At 41.4% G+C, this 17,130-nt stretch carries 14 protein-coding genes; 12 read left to right on the top strand and 2 right to left on the bottom strand.

From position 1 onward, the window contains the following. Window positions 1–447 precede the first annotated feature (447 nt). The 6 genes from ACHUE4_RS07365 (at window position 448) to ACHUE4_RS07340 (ending at window position 4,534) form a co-directional block, all read left to right on the top strand. A complete protein-coding gene (locus ACHUE4_RS07365) occupies window positions 448–1,605 on the top strand; it encodes a PDZ domain-containing protein (protein WP_394188725.1) in 1,158 nt (385 codons plus the stop codon). A gap of 9 nt (window positions 1,606–1,614) precedes the next feature. After that, complete coding sequence (locus ACHUE4_RS07360) at window positions 1,615–1,857, top strand: CsbA family protein (RefSeq protein ID WP_394188724.1); 243 nt, start codon at window positions 1,615–1,617, stop codon at window positions 1,855–1,857. 405 nt (window positions 1,858–2,262) lie between these two features. Next, entirely contained in the window at window positions 2,263–3,639 is a 1,377-nt protein-coding gene (locus ACHUE4_RS07355; RefSeq protein ID WP_394188723.1) for an MBL fold metallo-hydrolase, read from the top strand. Window positions 3,640–3,656: 17 nt separating this feature from the next. Continuing rightward, window positions 3,657–3,893, top strand: a complete 237-nt coding sequence (locus ACHUE4_RS07350; protein WP_394188722.1) for a glutaredoxin family protein — start codon at window positions 3,657–3,659, stop codon at window positions 3,891–3,893. A gap of 18 nt (window positions 3,894–3,911) precedes the next feature. After that, the gene (locus tag ACHUE4_RS07345) at window positions 3,912–4,172 is read left to right on the top strand and encodes a metal-sensitive transcriptional regulator (protein ID WP_394188721.1); all 261 of its coding nucleotides are present in this window, start codon (window positions 3,912–3,914) and stop codon (window positions 4,170–4,172) included. 11 nt (window positions 4,173–4,183) lie between these two features. Beyond that, on the top strand, window positions 4,184–4,534 hold the full coding sequence (locus ACHUE4_RS07340; RefSeq protein ID WP_394188720.1) for a rhodanese-like domain-containing protein: 351 nt from the start codon (window positions 4,184–4,186) through the stop codon (window positions 4,532–4,534). 476 nt (window positions 4,535–5,010) lie between these two features. Here the strand turns inward: ACHUE4_RS07340 and ACHUE4_RS07335 are convergent, their stop codons facing one another. Both ACHUE4_RS07335 and ACHUE4_RS07330 read right to left on the bottom strand, forming a co-directional pair. Continuing rightward, on the bottom strand, window positions 5,011–5,319 hold the full coding sequence (locus ACHUE4_RS07335; RefSeq protein WP_394188719.1) for an AzlD domain-containing protein: 309 nt from the start codon (window positions 5,317–5,319) through the stop codon (window positions 5,011–5,013). Then, the gene (locus ACHUE4_RS07330) at window positions 5,319–6,005 is read right to left on the bottom strand and encodes an AzlC family ABC transporter permease (RefSeq protein ID WP_394188733.1); all 687 of its coding nucleotides are present in this window, start codon (window positions 6,003–6,005) and stop codon (window positions 5,319–5,321) included. Before ACHUE4_RS07330 ends, ACHUE4_RS07335 begins: the two co-directional genes overlap by 1 nt. An 88-nt stretch (window positions 6,006–6,093) precedes the next feature. On the opposite strand from ACHUE4_RS07330, the gene ACHUE4_RS07325 reads away from it, so the two are divergent. The 6 genes from ACHUE4_RS07325 to ACHUE4_RS07300 all read left to right on the top strand — a co-directional run bounded on the left by ACHUE4_RS07325 (window position 6,094) and on the right by ACHUE4_RS07300 (window position 17,083). Further along, entirely contained in the window at window positions 6,094–6,642 is a 549-nt protein-coding gene (locus ACHUE4_RS07325) for a helix-turn-helix domain-containing protein (RefSeq protein ID WP_394188732.1), read from the top strand. 87 nt (window positions 6,643–6,729) lie between these two features. Next, on the top strand, window positions 6,730–7,365 hold the full coding sequence (locus ACHUE4_RS07320; protein WP_394188718.1) for a TVP38/TMEM64 family protein: 636 nt from the start codon (window positions 6,730–6,732) through the stop codon (window positions 7,363–7,365). Next, window positions 7,362–7,934: a signal peptidase I gene (gene lepB / locus ACHUE4_RS07315; protein WP_394188717.1), complete on the top strand. Its 573-nt coding sequence runs from the start codon at window positions 7,362–7,364 to the stop codon at window positions 7,932–7,934. The genes ACHUE4_RS07320 and lepB overlap by 4 nt, the downstream gene beginning before the upstream one ends. Window positions 7,935–8,707: 773 nt before the next feature. After that, window positions 8,708–12,202, top strand: coding sequence for a helicase-exonuclease AddAB subunit AddB (addB, locus tag ACHUE4_RS07310; RefSeq protein ID WP_394188716.1), 3,495 nt, complete (start codon window positions 8,708–8,710; stop codon window positions 12,200–12,202). After that, the gene (addA, locus tag ACHUE4_RS07305) at window positions 12,186–15,902 is read left to right on the top strand and encodes a helicase-exonuclease AddAB subunit AddA (protein WP_394188715.1); all 3,717 of its coding nucleotides are present in this window, start codon (window positions 12,186–12,188) and stop codon (window positions 15,900–15,902) included. The genes addB and addA overlap by 17 nt, the downstream gene beginning before the upstream one ends. Beyond that, window positions 15,899–17,083, top strand: a complete 1,185-nt coding sequence (locus ACHUE4_RS07300) for a DUF418 domain-containing protein (protein ID WP_394188714.1) — start codon at window positions 15,899–15,901, stop codon at window positions 17,081–17,083. Before addA ends, ACHUE4_RS07300 begins: the two co-directional genes overlap by 4 nt. The last annotated feature ends 47 nt before the right edge of the window (window positions 17,084–17,130 follow it).

Here is a 17,130-nt window from a genome sequence, read left to right as displayed (position 1 = left end):
GATTTCAGTTCTTCAAGGATAAATGAAAAATCAACAAGGTCATTCATTCTACGTAGTCTATTATCTTTTGGCACAACAACATCGTAGATGCCCGACCACGGGCTTAGAGGAAGCTCTTCTTGAGTTGGTAACATGCAAGACCACCACCAATCATTTGTTAATAATAGTATAAACAAAAAGACATCCTTAAGAAATCCTAAGAATGTCTGTTAATAGGGGGTTTTTCAGTGACCTCTTACTAATGCCTCTGGAGTCGCCGCCTCCATTTCAATCAGCAAAGACTATCACTAAGAAAATCTATACGAACAACATTATGAAAGCCACGAGCTGACATTTATAGCTAGATATTCCCTCCATTAATAGCTGAAAATCCTTATAATATTTTCATTCTATTATGTTACAATGGAAGGAAATGTACGAACCGTTGAATGGATGGTGAGACGCTTCATGATGCAAGAGATCGGGTTAGAGTTGTTAAAAGGTATCGGTAAATTATTTTTAAATCCACTCGTCTACATCACAGTAGTTTTTGCTGTATTGTTAGGCTATGTTCGTGTTAAGCGGGAACGTCGATCGTTTCGCACACGCATCCTATGGGGCTGGACGGAAGTAAAACGCTTAGTCGCAGATACTTGGTTATTCGCTCTCATATTGTCGGTTATTAGTATTGCGACAGGTTTAACAGTCACGATGGACTGGATTTTAGCGTTTAGTGTAGCAAGTATTCTATTAGTTGTTTTATATGTATATCAAATTGGATCACCGATCTTTGCAGCAGCGCTCGCTATTTTAGCGATGGGACTTGGCTATTCATTTTCATTTATTGGATTTGATTGGAACCCGGCTGATAACTGGATGGTTGTTGCTGTATCTGTAGGCGTTTTAATTGGTGCAGTTGTCTTCGTAGAAGGCTGGATGATTCGTAAAGAAGGAGCACACTCAGCATCGCCAATTCTTGAAAAGTCATCTCGCGGTATGAATGCAGCGGTTTATTTGTCCAAACGATTATGGTTGCTACCTATTTTGGTTTTGGTTCCAGGTGATGTGATTTCTACTTATGCACCTTACTGGCCACAAATTACGATTGGTCAAGATGCTTTCGGATTGGTTTTATTGCCAGTTGTCATTGGTTTTGCTCAAAAAGCTCGACGCACATTGCCGGTATACTTTTACCCTGTAGTCGGTAAAGCTGTTATGGTGGTGGGGGTATCTGTTGTTGTGATCGCTCTTATCGGAATTTGGATGCCCATCTTTGGAGTCATCAGTTTAGCAGTTGGTGTTGTAAGTCGCCTTGGCGTTTGGTTGTATTTTTCAATGAAAGAAAGACAAGGAAGTTACGCAGTTTCACCACATAATTTAGGTGTCATGATTGCGGGTGTTCTACCGGATTCACCTGCTGATAAAATGGGGCTTGTTGTAGGGGAGTGCATTCGCAAAGTGAATGGCTTGTCTGTAACAAATGAGCGTGATTTGTATGAAGCGATTCAAATTAATGCGGCACATTGTCGACTTGAAGTGCTGGATCATCAAGGCGAAGTTCGCTTAAGACAGCACGTGATTTATCGACACGATCATCACCGTCTAGGCTTGCTCGTGGTTAGATAGGAGACACATATGGAATCCATGTTAACAAAATTTATACTCGCATTATTTTTACCAGGATTACTGGTCGTATTATTTACACGCATCACTTTTCACCATGTTGTTGCGTTAATCTTAACGGTGGCGTTAATTACAGCGTCAGTGTACGCGGGTTACACGCATACATGGGGATTATACGTGGCTGATGCGTTGTCACTTACAGTTGGTTTCTGGTATGCGACAAAAATGATGAACCGTGCGCGAAAACAAGCATAGAATAGAATAACGTCTCTTCTCAATCGAGGAGGGGCGTTTTTATTTTTTCAAAAAATGTTTAGTATTTCAGTATGCTATACAAATTACGTTTTATAATTATTGTCGCTGATTGAAATGGAGGCGGCGACTCTAGGGGGATAAGCATGAGCTTAAGACCCTGGACTGAGCGAAGTGAGGGAAGCGGCTTAAACCATGCCCCCAGAAAGCGTCCGCCACAATGAAAATCAGCCATTTCATTATAAATAGACTAAAAGTGTGTTCAAAAAAGTCTTGAAAAGCTAGCTTTTAATACATATTTTCAGTTAAAAAGGGAATCGTAAATTATTGCGAAACAAAACGCTTGCAAATATACCCCTAACGGTATATTATTTGGTTATAAGTTAAAAACAATAAGGAGGAGATTTCATGTATTTCCGTTCTTTCTTTAATGAAAAATTAGCACAGTATTCATATTTAGTAGGATGCCAACGTACGGGTGAAGCGATTGTCATTGACCCAGCACGTGATTCATCAGAAGTGATTGCAGCTGCAAAAAAAGAAGGTCTGCATATTTCCGCAGCGACTGAGACACACATTCACGCTGACTTTGTATCAGGATCACGACAACTAGCAAATGACTTAAACGTCAAACTGTATCTCTCAGATGAAGGCGATGCAGATTGGAAATATCAATATACAGATGGTCTTAACGTAGATTTCGTTAAAGACGGTTCTAAATTCACAATAGGTAATCTTGATTTTGAAGTGATGCATACACCTGGTCATACACCTGAAAGTATTTCATTCGTTTTAACTGACCGAGGCCGCGGTGCGACATCACCAATCGGTATTTTCACAGGTGACTTTGTGTTTGTTGGTGATGTTGGACGTCCAGATTTATTAGAAAAAGCTGCTGGGATTGCTGATACAGCAGATTCAGGTGCTCGCGATATGTTCAAATCGGTTCAACGCTTCAAGGAACTTCCTGATTATATGATGGTTTGGCCGGCTCACGGTGCTGGATCAGCTTGTGGGAAATCACTTGGTGCGGTTCCATCATCCACAGTAGGTTATGAAAAACAATTTAACTGGGCAATGAAAGAAACAAATGAAGAAGCATTTGTAAATGAATTACTAAAAGATCAACCGGAAGCGCCTGTTTACTTTGCTGAAATGAAAAAAGTAAACAAAATGGGACCAGCTATAATGGAAGACAAAACAGTCCCAGTAATTTCGTCCAAAGAAGAGTTTGAAAAGGAATTACAAAATTCGAGCACTTTCGTATTAGATACGCGTCCTGCAAGCTTAGTAGAAAAAACACTTGTTCCTGGCGCAATCAACATTCCATTTAACAAAGCGTTCACGAACTGGGCAGGTTGGTTAATCGGATACGATGAGCAAATGGTTATTATCGCAGAAGAATCACAGCGTGAAGATATTGTCGATTCATTGCAATCCATTCACTTGGATGCTGTGAAAGCATTTGTGGATCCATCTTTATTGAATGAAATGGACTTAACTACTTATGAAACATTATCGGTGGATGAGTTTAAAAAAGAAATGCCAAATGGTTATGTCATGGACGTTCGAAATGATACGGAGTGGAGTGAAGGACATATTGATGGCGCACATCACCATTTCCTTGGGAAACTTCGCGATACAACATTGCCAAAAGACACACCAATTTTGATGCACTGTCAAGGTGGTGCGCGCTCAGCAATTGGCGCAACTGTATTAAAATCATTAGGTTTTGAAGATGTTAAGCATATGGCTGGCGGATACGCGGCTTACAAAAAAGCATAATTTAGGAGGAATTTAATATGAATAACGAAGTAACGGTTTACTCAACAAATACATGTCCTTATTGCGACATGATGAAGAGCTTTTTGAATCAAAATAATATCTCATTTACAGAAGTAAATGTGCAAACAGATCAAGTAGCAGCACAAAAATTAGTTGAAACAACTGGTCAAATGGGTGTTCCTCAAACGAACATTAATGGCCAGTGGGTTCTTGGATTTGATCCAGACCGTGTGCTAGCTTTAATAAAAGCATAACGAAATGAGCGATGCAAAATGGTTTATTCTAAACAAATAGTCAATCGATTAAATCGAGTGGATGGTCAACTTCACGGTGTTCTTCGAATGATCGAAAGCACTCGGGAATGTAGCGATGTGGTAACGCAGTTGAGCGCAATTAAAAGCGCGCTCGACCGCACCATCGGTTTAATTGTTAGTGAAAATCTAGAGCAATGTGTACGAGAAAGCATGGCGGATGGACAAGGCTCTGACGAACATGTCAAGCAAGCAGTCCAATTACTCATGAAAAGTAGATAGGGGATATGGAAATGGAATGGATTTTAATCGGAGCTGTAGTCGCGTTTATTGTTTGGCGAATGATGCCAGCAAAAGGCGTTTCAACAATTACAATAACAGATTTAAAAGGTAAGTTAAATGACAAAGGAACACAATTTGTAGATGTACGCACACCTGGTGAATTTAAAGGCCGTCATATCTCACAATTCCAAAACATCCCACTTGATCAGCTACCAGCTAAACTTAGCAAGCTAGATCCGAAAAAAGAGACTTATGTTATTTGCCAAAGTGGTATGAGAAGTTCTCGTGCAGCAGGTATTCTAAAAAAAGCTGGATTTACGAAGGTTGTTAACGTTCGTGGCGGAATGAGCCAGTGGCAATAAAGAAATAAACAACAAAAAAGACTGCTATTCCTCATTGGAATTAGCAGTCTTTTGGTTATTCACATTGAACAGTCGATAGCTCAAATAAACTACCACTGATTACCGTAACACTGTCCCCATTCGCCATGCATTCATCGAGTTTCTGCTCGTTTGCCAGGTGATTATTATTAATTTGAACGATTCTTAACGTAGTGACTGTAAGTATGAATATGATTGATACAATCATGACTATTTTCTTTTTATCCAATGTACTTCAACTCCTTCTCAATGAATTCGTTTTGTACATTATAGCTTACATTTTATCCATAATATAGAATTCGGCCTGTTTCTGGTTCAGTTGGTATATATTCCTTCGTTTAGTTTGATGTATAGAGGTTATATATTGATAGTGTGAGACGACTTTGGTTGGTAAGCCATATCTCTTTCTCACAAAACGTCTAAGCATCGTGCTTAGGCGTTTTTTAATACACTATTTTTTAACCAATCAAACTATAAATCGCCAAAACAGCAATCGAACCCATAACTACTACAATGACATTCGCTCCAGCAAACGCAATAGCAAATGCTGCAACAGCTCCAATAAAGCCAAATAAAATATTTCCTTCCTGCACAAACAAAATTGCTGGGAATATTAATGCCCCAAGTACGGCAAAAGGAATATTTCGTAATACTCCGCTCACCATTGGTGGTAATTCGCGTCCTTCTAAGAAGGTTAACGGGAACGCACGTGGAATATATGTAACGATGGCCATGCCTAGTAGCATCCACCAATACCAATTTTCCATTAAGCGACACGTCCTTTCCGAGTGAAAATAATTTCAACAAGAATTGCTGATCCTAAGGTAGCAACTAAAATTGCCCAACCCGTAGATAGCAACCCGCTCCAATAAAGTGCGCTATGAATCACCGCTCCAAAAGTAGCGAGCCAAATCACTTTACGATTACCCTTCATAGAAGGAACCAATAATCCAACGAACATCGCATATAGTGCGATCGACATCGCGGCTTGTAAGAACTCCGGTAAATTTGCGCCAATTACATGACCAAGTGCTGTAAATGCAACCCAACTTCCATATGCAATTAAAATAACGCCCGCAGCAAATGACGTTCGAATTTTTTCTTCTTTTCGTGTTGCGAGCACTGAAAATGTTTCATCTGTAACGCCAAATGCATAGATGGCTTTTTTCCATCTCTTCTCAGGTTGCATCTTTTCATTCAGTGACGCCGTCATTAAGAAGTGACGAATATTTACGACAAAGGTATTTATTACGATTAAGATTGGATCGACACCTGAAGAAATTAGGGTCAATGATATGTATTGAGCTGCCCCGGCGAAAACAAAAATACTCATCGCTGTTGCTTCCCACATGGATAGTCCAGTGGTTTTCGCAAGTAAGCCGAATGTGAGCGCTATTGGAAAATAGCCAATTGCGATACTTAGACCCGCCCGCAAGCCGTTTGAGAAAGTCATTTTTAACACATTCCTTCCCGCTAGATGTTTAATATAGTATACATACGTATGATAAAATAAACAATAAGAGGTGAGGCATGTGGAAGCAATGAGAAGGAATTTAGGTGTACAATTAAAGAAAATTCGAAAACAGCGAGATTTAAGTTTAGATGATTTAGCCAAATTAACAGATGTTAGTAAAGCACAGTTAGCTCAGATGGAAAAAGGTGAATCCAATCCAACTGTATCTACGATTTGGAAAATAGCAGACGGATTAAAGATTAGTTTTTCCTCTATGCTTCAAACGCCAAAATCTTTATTAACCAAAATCACACAAACAGATGCCCCATTTTTAACGGAAGATGATGGACGATACCGCGTCTACTCGATCATTCCTTACAATCCAGATCGAGGATGGGAATTATATCGACTAGAATTCGATCCGAATTGCTCCTATGAAAGCGCACCCCATAATGAAGGTGTGGAAGAAACGATTACCGTTGTTGTCGGGAATATGCAAGTGACAGTAGGATCAGAGAAAGTTGAATTAGCAACAGGGGATACATTGGTATTTGACGGCAATCAACCTCATCGATACGAAAACATGTCTAATTCAAAGTGTGTTTTACACCTGATTATTCACTATTCAAATGTTTGAGTGAGCTAGGTCAAGGGAAAACTAGTACTATATAGAGGTGTTCGAATGTGGACGCTCGCTAATTGAGTTGCAAAGAGGATGAGGGACATGCCAGATTGGTTATCAGCAGAAAATTTACTTGAATTAACCCAGAATTATCGGTCTCTCGGGCCCGTCATTGGATTTTTCCTTCCCTTTTTAGAGGCATTCCTTCCGTTTTTGCCATTATTCGTTTTCGTCTTTGCTAATGCGAGTGCATATGGTTTATGGCTAGGCTTTTTATTATCATGGGCTGGAACGGTCGTAGGTTCATATGTGGTGTTTCTACTCGTACGCAAATATGGACGAGCACGATTTTTACGGTTTATGACTCGACATGAAAGAGTCTTAAAACTCATACACTGGGTAGAGACACATGGTTTTGGACCGTTGTTTTTACTGTTATGTTTTCCGTTTACACCATCTGCGCTAGTCAATTTAGTGGCAGGGTTATCTGATATAAAGAAGAAAAACTATTTATGGACATTACTATCGGGTAAATTCGTCATGATTTTAACGATTAGTTTCATTGGATACGACATTCGAGCGCTTATTACACAACCAATTCGCACCGCAATTGTCGGGGCGGTCATTTTCTTATTATGGCTTGTAGGGAAACAAATTGAACGCCGATTAAATGCACGTGTGGAAAAAGACTTTCGAGAAAGTTCGAACCAGAACATAGGAAAGGAGCCCATCGATTGAGTTCTTTGAAGCAAGAATTATGGGAGTGGACAAAAGCAATTGTACTCGGTTTGGTCGTTGTCATGATCATTCGAATTTTTTTCTTTACGAATTATGCGGTATCAGGTGAGTCGATGATGCCCATTTTACAAGACCAAGACAAAGTCATTGTGAGCAAAATTGCGTACACGCTCGGCGAGATTGATCGATTAGATGTGCTCGTTTTTCACAATGACGAAAATGAGGATTACGTAAAAAGAGTCATCGGTATTCCAGGAGATATCATTACATACGAAAACGATCAGCTTTATGTCAATAAAGAAAAGGTTGATGAACCATTCCTCGATACACATCCTGCGTATGTGAATCCAGATGAAAATCTAACCGAGAATTTCACATTAGAAGGCTTAACCGGAAACTTGCGTGTGCCGGAAGATTCCTACTTTGTATTAGGTGATAATCGCAGGCATAGTCTAGATAGCCGTTATTTTAAATTTGTTAAGGCTGATCAAGTTGTCGGGCAAGTCGTTCTTCGTTACTGGCCACTCCCAAATTTGACAATAAATTTCATGACAGCACGTCCCGAATAGTTTCTTTCTATTGTCCGAGTTAGGTACAATAGAGATAGAACTATTCGGGATTTTTTTGTTTGTAAATTCAATCGAAAAAGTATGTACATTGATTTACAAATTATATACGCTCGTTCCGCTTCAGGTGGACGCTTTCCGCGGGCGGTCCGTGAGCCTCCTCGTTGCAAAGCTCACTGCGGGGTCTCACCTGGACCTGCTATTCACGCCGGAGTCGCCACCTTCCGCTACACTAGATATATACATTTAATAAGAAGTGTGATCAAGTAAATTATTTAATCTCTGTGAGTGACGATTAACTCACAACCTTAAGCAGAAATTGCGAACTTACTGTCATATTACTCATTGCTAGAGGAACTATATCTATCATTTTTGCTATTTAAAGATATGTAGCAAAACAGCGAAGACTCCGGCGGGAAAAGCGAAGTGTCGAGATCCACTCGGACAAAAAGTCCGAGTTAGTTCGGCGCAAGCCCCGCGGAAAGCAAGCTGTTTTGCGGAATATCTTCTAATCAAACACTACCGAGTGACGAGTGACTACACATGTATAAATCATTGCTCTAGAAACTATCTCTACTAATATCCGTATTAAAAGATATGTAGCAAAACAGCGAAGACTCCAGCGGGAAAAGCGAATTGTCGAAATCCACTCGGACAAAAAGTCCAAGTTAGTTCGGCGCAAGCCACGCGGAAAGCAAGCTGTTTTGCGGAACATCTAAATAATCTCAACGACTAAAACCATTTACTATATATAAATCTTGATAGGGGGAATGACGATGTCACTTCGCATTGTTACAGGTCGTGCAGGGGCTGGGAAATCTGCATTTATGAAACGTGAAATTGTGCAAGCATCCGAAGCTCAGCCACTTGGATCGCCCATCTTTTTAATCGTGCCCGATCAGATGTCATTCTCTTCTGAGTATGCATTGACGACAACCGGTGATTTACACGGATTGATTCGCTCACAAGTCACGACGTTTAAACGTTTAGCGTGGCGTATTTTACAGGAAACGGGCGGGATTAGCCGTCAAGAAATTAACGGTTTCGGCTATCGCATGCTCATACGATCTCTTTTAGAAGAACATCAAGACGATTTTACTTTATTTAAAAAAGCAGCGAGTAAACGTGGTTTTACTGACCAGATGGAAATGCTGTTGAAAGAGTTTAGTCGCTATTGTTTAGACGGCGATACACTTACATCTCTTGAAGAAACACTAAAATCGGTACAAGCTCCAAGAACGCTGCAAGATAAAGCACATGATTTATCGGTTTTATTGCAAGCGTTAGAAGATCGCCTTGGCACAACTTTTGTGGATAGCGAAGGTTATTTTGCCTTGCTTGCTCGACAGTTACACCAGTCAGAGATGATTAAGGAAGCAACGGTTTATGTCGATGGCTTTGTATCGATGACGACGAGAGAGTATGAAATTCTTGGCGAGTTGATGAAGACAGCGAAGCGCGTCACGATTTCGTTGCCGCTTCATAACGAAGAAGAAGACCTCTATAATGAACAATCTTTATTCCATCATGCGGCTAAAACGGCTGCACGCTTAAAAGAAATGGCGAGAGAATCATCGGTTGAAATCGAACCGTCCGTCCATGTGAATGAATCTTCTCGATTTACTTCAGAAGACATTCGTCATATCGAAGCGAATTTAAATGCATATCCTGCACCTGCTCTAGAAGAAAGCGAAAACGTAACGATCATAGAAGCGGAGAATCGTCGTGCGGAAATTCACGGGGTAGCTCGACAAATTCGCCAGCTCATTCGTGATGGGCATATGCGCTATCAAGACATTGCCATTTTGTATCGACAAGCAGATGTGTATGACGAGTTAATCGAAACGACATTTGCTCAATACGATATTCCTGTATTTATTAACCGGAAAAAACCGATGCTGCATCATCCCTTGATTGAATTTAGTCGGTCGGCTTTTGAAGCCGTATTAAAAGGTTATTCATTTGAACCGATGTTTCGGGCAATCAAGACGGACTTATTCTTCCCGCTCCATGGCGACGTGATTACATGGCGTGAACGAGCGGATCGTTTAGAAAACTATGTGTTATCTCAAGGGATTTATGGCGATCGCTGGTTTGATGAAAAACGTTGGCATGTGAAGAAATACCGTGGACTCGAATTCCATACGAAAAATCAGACGGATGAAGAGCGTGCCATTCAAGCTGACATTACATCGGTACGAGATTTAGTGACGCTTCCATTGCAACGCTTTGCAGAAAAAATTGAATGCTGCAAAACAGGTAGTGAGACAGCTCAAGCTTTATTTGAATTAATGGAAGAACTACAAATCTATGAAAAGCTGCAAGCGTTAAAAGATACAGAGAATGAACAAGGGCAATTACTTCTTGCAACTGAACACGAACAAGCCTGGTCCCAGTGGATTGATGTACTCGATCAGTTTGTGTTGATGTTTGGCAATGAAGAACTATCTCCTGAAGCGAGTTTGCGCCTGTTAGAAGAAGGATTTGATACGTTAGAATTCTCTCGTATTCCACCTTCTCTCGATCAGGTGATTGTTGCGACAGTTGATTTGTCGAGGTTATCGAAAATCCGTGCGTCCTTTGTCATCGGCGTAAATGACGGTGTATTTCCAAAGCGCATGGAGCAAGAAGGCTTGTTGTCAGATACGGAGCGGGATTGGTTTACGCAAATCGGATTTGAACTGGCACCGACTTCCAAAGCACGTTTAATGGACGAGTCGTATATGGCGTACCGTGCGTTTACGACCGCTTCAGAAAAACTCATCGTGTCTTATTCGAGTGCGGATGAAGAAGGGAAGGCATTATTGCCATCTCTTTATGTGAAACGCCTTCAACAACTTTTACCGAATGTAACGAAAGTGACATCAGTGATCGACCCATCCGACCTAACTGACGATGTAATTTCGTATATTCAGCATCCACGCTCAGCGATGCCTTATGTTGCCACTGCATTGCGTCACGAGTCGCGAGGAGAAGACATCGAACCTGAATGGCGAGCTTTAGAATCTTATTACGATGAAGATCCCTTGTGGCAAACGGTTTTGAAACGCGTTACCAAACCGATTACCTCATCAACGAAGCAGGAGCGTCTAGACCCAGACACTACCCATGCTCTCTATGGAGATTCATTTACGTCGAGTGTGTCGCGTGTCGAGAAATACTACAGTTGTCCTTTCGCGCATTTTGCGACGTATGGATTGCGTTTGGAAGAACGAGCGGAGTTTAAACTAGAAGCCCCTGCAATCGGGGATTTATTCCATGCGGCACTAAAATGGATTTCAGATGAAACGAATCGCTTAGGAATTACGTGGGCTAGTTTGTCTACAAAACAAGCTTGGGAGCTTGCTAGACAAGCAGTTGATGAGATCGCGCCGTTCTTTGTGAATCAAATCTTGTTGAGTACAAAGCGTCATCAATATATTCAACGGAAACTTGTTCAGATTTTACAACGAACGATGACGACTTTACGTGACCACGCCAATATGTCACAGTTTTCACCGATCGCGATTGAAGCAGGATTTGGACCCGGCGAACAATTACCTGCGCTGTTTATTCCATTAAAAAATGGCCAATCGATGAATATGCGTGGCCGAATTGACCGAGTCGATGCGGCTGTCGTAAACGGCAAACCGTATTTTCGTATAGTCGATTATAAGAGTTCGGCGAAAAGCTTGGATTTAAATGATGTGTATTATGGCTTGTCTCTTCAGATGCTGACTTATTTAGATGTGGCTGTTGCGAATGCGACGATCTGGCTCGGAGATGAAGCCGATCCTGCCGGTGTTCTGTATATGCATGTTCATAACCCGATGTTAAAAGCATCGCAAGAAATGTCTGATATGGAAGCCGATGAAGAGCGATTTAAAAAATACAAAATGAATGGTTTACTAATTGATGATGTGGCCGTGTTAAACGAAATGGATACAGAGATGGAAGGCTTCTCAAAAGTCATTCCCGCTCGTGTCAATAAAGATGGAAGCTTGTCTAAGTCATTCTCGAAAGTGGTAACAGCTGAGGACATGCAAACCCTTCGTACATTTGTCCGTAAAAAACATCAGCAGGCTGGAGACGGCATGTTAGCTGGGGACACGCGTGTGTTACCTTATCGCATGAAAGATAAAACAGCATGTGATTATTGTAGCTATCGCAGCGTGTGTCAGTTTGACCCGAGTGATCCTGCTCAACAATACCGTACGTTACCAGTCGAACCGGCTGATCAAGTTACAGAACGCATACGTAAGGAGGTCGAACCAGATGCTCATTCCAACTAAACCGCAAGAAGTGACATGGACAGACGCGCAGTGGCGTGCTATTTTCGCGACAGGACGTGACGTTCTCGTATCGGCCGCTGCTGGTTCAGGGAAGACAGCTGTGCTGATCGAACGCTTAATTCAAAAAATGATTCGGACTGATAATCCGATCGACGTCGATCAATTGTTAGTCGTAACGTTTACCAATGCATCGGCAGCGGAAATGCGTCACCGAATGGCGGAAGCACTAGAGCGAGAGCTTGTGAAAAATCCAGAGGCTCATCACATTAGAAGACAGCTAAGTTTGTTGAATAAAGCTCAAATCTCTACTTTGCATTCTTTCTGTTTAAGTATAGTGAAGCAATATGCGTATGTACTGGATATGGACCCAGGTTTCCGCTTAGCGAATGACGCAGAAGCGGCCTTGCTGAGAGACGATGTGTTAGTCGATGTGCTTGAATCAGCGTACCAAGCTGAAGACCCAGAAGCCGTGTATCGATTAGTAGATAGTTTTACAACCGATCGTGATGATCAAGCGATTGAAGTGGTGATTGATAAATTATTTGGAGCTGCTCGAGTGCACCCTGAACCTACTAAGTGGTTAGCATCGATTCCGGCACAATACAATTTAGCGGATGATGCGGTGATTGACGATCTTGCTTTTATTGCGCCATTAAAATTGACCATCAAACATACGTTAGAAGAAGCTTACGCAATGACAGAAGAAGTGCGTCAATATGCTTTATTGCCAGACGGACCTGCGCCACTTGGAGCAACGGTTGAACAGGATCAGCTCTTACTCGCTGAAGCCATTCGCCTGATCTCATCGCACTCGTGGCAAGAAACGTATGATTATTTCCAAGGGTTAAAGTTTGCGACAGCTGGACGAATTCCGAAAGATTCATGTGATGAGGACTTGGTGAAAAAAGCAAAAGACAAACGTGATCAACTGAAAAAACGCGTGATGAAGCTTAAAGAAGATTACTTTACTCGTTCACCAGCACGTTTGTTAGAAGAAATGAAGATGATGCACCCTCTATTAGAAACGTTGGTGGAATTAACAACGGCGTATGGAGATCGCTACAAAGCAGTGAAAAGCGAACGTGGACTTGTCGATTTCTCGGATTTAGAGCACTTTGCACTGCAAATTTTAACAACAGAAGTTGACGGAAAGCTTGTGCCTTCCGTAATTGCGGAAGATGTCATGGCTCAGTTTAAAGAAGTATTAGTCGATGAATACCAAGATACGAATCGTCTGCAAGAAACGATTTTACAAATCGTCAAATCTGGCACCGAAGCGAATGGGAATCTCTTTATGGTTGGGGATGTGAAGCAGTCCATTTACCGCTTCCGCTTAGCTGAACCGATGCTGTTTCTTCATAAATACTTAACCTTTACTTCTGAACCTGATCAATCAGGTGTCAAAATCGATTTAAATGCGAATTTTAGAAGTCGTCCAGAAGTGTTGCACGCGACGAACTTTATATTCTCTCAAATCATGGGTCAGCGCGTTGGTGAAATTGACTATGATGATGCCGCTGCACTTAAACCGGGAGCTCCTTATAAAGACGGGGAAGCCTCAGTGGAACTGGCTTTATTGACCACGCAAGACGAAGAAGAAATGCCTGAAGAGGATGTAGGGAACGCGGAATTAGTGGAACAAGAAGACTTGAAAAAATCGCAATGGGAAGCGCGTTACATGATCCAAAAGATTAAATCGCTTATGGAAGCTAAAACGATGGTAGTCGATCCGTGGTCGAATAAAGAGCGGTTATTAGAATATCGCGATATTGTCATTTTAATGCGTTCGATGACGTGGTCGGAAGATTTAACAGAAGAATTCAAGCAAGCAGGAATTCCATTGTATGCCGAGTTGAAAAAGGGTTATTTTGATGCTTTAGAAGTGATGATTATGTTAAACACGCTTCGAATTGTCGACAACCCGTATCAAGATATTCCGCTCGCTTCCGTTTTGCGTGCACCATTTGTCGGACTGACTGAATCGGAACTATCACGCATTCGCTTATCCGCACCAAAGGAACCTTTTTACGAAGCATTAAAGCAGTTCGTGAGGAAAGGGGAAAGCGGTATTCATCCAGCAACTGCTGAGAAATTACAGCGTTTTCTATTGCAGTTCGAGGAGTGGCGTCACTTAGCGAGAAGAGGGTCACTGGCAGAATTAATTTGGCGTATTTACATGGACACGTACTATTATGAAATGGTCGGTGCTATGGCGAACGGGAAACAACGCCAATCGAATTTACGAGCGTTACATGATCGTGCCATAGCTTATGAACAAACTTCGTTTAGAGGCTTGTTCCGTTTCCTTCGTTTTATTGACCGTATGAAAAAACGGGGTGATGATTTAGGAACAGCTCGTGCCATGAGCGAAAAAGAGAATGTGGTTCGCTTAATGACGATTCACTCTTCTAAAGGACTAGAGTTTCCGTATGTGTTCATTGCAGGACTTGGCCGTGATTTTAATCAAATGGACTTCAATGAACTGTATTTATTTGACCAAACATTTGGTTTAGCTGTTAAAGCAATCGACCCGGAAAAACGAATTTCATACACGTCCCTGCCGTTTTTAGCAATGAAAGAAAAGAAACAACTAGAGCTAAAATCCGAGGAAATGCGTGTGTTATACGTAGCAATGACACGTGCGAAAGAGAAGTTACTATTAGTCGCAACCGTAAAAGATGTGGATAAAACTTTGTCCAAATGGGAAGATGCGAGTGTCGCAGCTGATACGATGCTACCTGAATACGTACGTGCACGAGCTAAAGGCTTCCTGGATTGGATTGGTCCAGCCGTTGCGAGACACGCAGATTATGCGTCATGGCAAGGCAGACCGAATGCGAACGGAATCGAGGATCCATCTAGTTGGTCATTTGAAACTGTGTATGTAGAACAATTGCGTCATGACCATGTAGTCGTTGATATGCCTCAAATAGAGAGCATTCAACAAGTGGTTACAGAAGATTTGAAGGCAGAAGTCGCTCGACGATTTGATACACCGTATCCATTTGAAAGAGCGATTACAAAACGTTCGAAGCAATCAGTGAGTGAGTTGAAACGACTCGACCAACTGCGTCAAGAAGAAGAACCTGAATTTTTCAGACCCGCTCAAGTGAAGGAAGACATGAAGAAATCGGTGTATAAACGACCTGCTTTTATGCAACAAGGAGACAAAAAATTGTCTGCTGCTGAAATCGGGACAGCTCTTCATACAACGATGCAACATCTTGATTTTTCGATGGACTCGAGTTCACAAGCATTAACTGAATTTATTCAACAATTGGCAAATAAACAATTGTTAACAGTCGCGGAAGCGGGAACAGTGAATGTCTCGGCAATGCAAGCCTTCCTGCAAAGTGAACTCGGCGATCGATTACGCCAAGCCAAACAAGTGTTACGTGAAGTACCATTTACGTATGGTTTGACAGATAATGATGGCGATATTCAAATCCTTCAAGGGATAGCCGATTGTTTATTTGAAGAAGCAGATGGAGAGTGGGTATTGCTCGACTATAAGACGGACCGAGTTAAAGGGGTGTTAATTACGGAGAATGCCATAACGCGAGAAATGAATGTGCGTTACGGCTTGCAGTTGTCTTTATACAAAGAAGCCATTGAACAAATTTTACGAATTACGATTAAAGAGAAAATCCTGTATTTATTTGATGCAGAGAAAACGTTGGTACTGGAGGATTCCCTGTGAATGTTGCACCCACTCAGTTGAGTGAACGAGTTGTCGCGCTAGATATGATGCGCGGCTTCTCATTACTAGGTATTTTTATTGTAAATATGTTAGCTTTTCATACACCGATTTACTACATCGATCCGTATACATGGTTTACAGTTCCTGCGGATCGTGATGCGTTTCAATGGATTGATATTGCGATTCAAGGAAGTGTGTACCCATTATTTTCGATGTTGTTTGGGTACGGACTTGCGATGCAATTCACGAAAGCTAAGGATCGCGGCGTTTCATTTCCAAAATTAGCATTACGCCGATTACTGGTGTTATTAGGTTTTGGGATTGTCCATGCGTTTTTTATATGGTCTGGTGATATATTAATTACGTACGCGATCAGCGGATTGTTGGTCATGTGGATATTGTTCTTGTCTTGGAAATGGTTACTTGGCATTGCACTCGGATTGTATTTACTTCCGAATATTTTGATGTCCTTTGTCATGAAGCTAATTCCTGAAAACGAGCCGATTTATTCAGGTGTTCAACAAATTGAGTCATCAATCGTCGCGTTTGGTTCCGGTTCATGGAGTGATATTTTTGCACAACGTGCTGAGGATTGGATGTATGCGAATGGATTTACCATTCTATTCTTTTTATTGATTACGATTTTCCCGTATATGTTGATTGGTGCTGTCGCATCTAAATTGAATTTGATTCAGCGAACTGCTGAGAAAAAAGTTTTTTGGCTGATTTTAATTGCCATTACCCTTAGTGTTGGAACGTATATTAAATTTTTACCGCACACGCAAGGTGCCAATTACTACAATATATTTGTACAAGATATGTTTGGTGGACCACTTCAAGCAGTTGCGTATGCTGGGATAATAGCGCTATTATGCCAACTGTCTTTATTCCGAAAACTATTTTGTCCTGTAGCGAAAGCTGGGCGTATGTCGATGACAACTTATTTAACCCAGTCAATTATTGCAACGACCATTTTTTATTCATACGGATTTGGCTTATATGGCAAAGTCGACGTCATGACTGGAACATGGATGGCGATTGGAATCTTCCTCGTACAACTTATATTTGCTGAGCTATGGTTAGCTAAGTTTACGCAAGGTCCAGTAGAGATGTTGTGGAAGCGACTGACATATGGCAAAAATACGAAAAAAACGAGTGAAAATTCGGTTGAATTGTCGTAGAATAAGTTCAATTGAACATTCAATAATCAATTCTTGAGGGAGTGTCG

It is taken from the genome of Paenisporosarcina quisquiliarum (assembly GCF_043641925.1).
GTDB classification, from domain to species: domain Bacteria; phylum Bacillota; class Bacilli; order Bacillales_A; family Planococcaceae; genus Paenisporosarcina; species Paenisporosarcina quisquiliarum_A.
Note: the sequence above shows the minus strand (reverse complement) of the source record. Positions and strands in the feature narration are given on the sequence as shown.

Coding starts and splice junctions, on each gene's coding strand:
- ACHUE4_RS07360 (WP_394188724.1), top strand. CDS start 1,615: ATGGAATCCATGTTAACAAAATTTATACTCGCATTATTTTTACCAGGA.
- ACHUE4_RS07350 (WP_394188722.1), top strand. CDS start 3,657: ATGAATAACGAAGTAACGGTTTACTCAACAAATACATGTCCTTATTGC.
- addB (WP_394188716.1), top strand. CDS start 8,708: ATGTCACTTCGCATTGTTACAGGTCGTGCAGGGGCTGGGAAATCTGCA.
- ACHUE4_RS07340 (WP_394188720.1), top strand. CDS start 4,184: ATGGAATGGATTTTAATCGGAGCTGTAGTCGCGTTTATTGTTTGGCGA.
- ACHUE4_RS07325 (WP_394188732.1), top strand. CDS start 6,094: ATGAGAAGGAATTTAGGTGTACAATTAAAGAAAATTCGAAAACAGCGA.
- ACHUE4_RS07345 (WP_394188721.1), top strand. CDS start 3,912: ATGGTTTATTCTAAACAAATAGTCAATCGATTAAATCGAGTGGATGGT.
- ACHUE4_RS07355 (WP_394188723.1), top strand. CDS start 2,263: ATGTATTTCCGTTCTTTCTTTAATGAAAAATTAGCACAGTATTCATAT.
- addA (WP_394188715.1), top strand. CDS start 12,186: ATGCTCATTCCAACTAAACCGCAAGAAGTGACATGGACAGACGCGCAG.
- ACHUE4_RS07335 (WP_394188719.1), bottom strand. CDS start 5,319: ATGGAAAATTGGTATTGGTGGATGCTACTAGGCATGGCCATCGTTACA.
- ACHUE4_RS07320 (WP_394188718.1), top strand. CDS start 6,730: ATGCCAGATTGGTTATCAGCAGAAAATTTACTTGAATTAACCCAGAAT.
- ACHUE4_RS07365 (WP_394188725.1), top strand. CDS start 448: ATGATGCAAGAGATCGGGTTAGAGTTGTTAAAAGGTATCGGTAAATTA.
- ACHUE4_RS07330 (WP_394188733.1), bottom strand. CDS start 6,005: ATGACTTTCTCAAACGGCTTGCGGGCGGGTCTAAGTATCGCAATTGGC.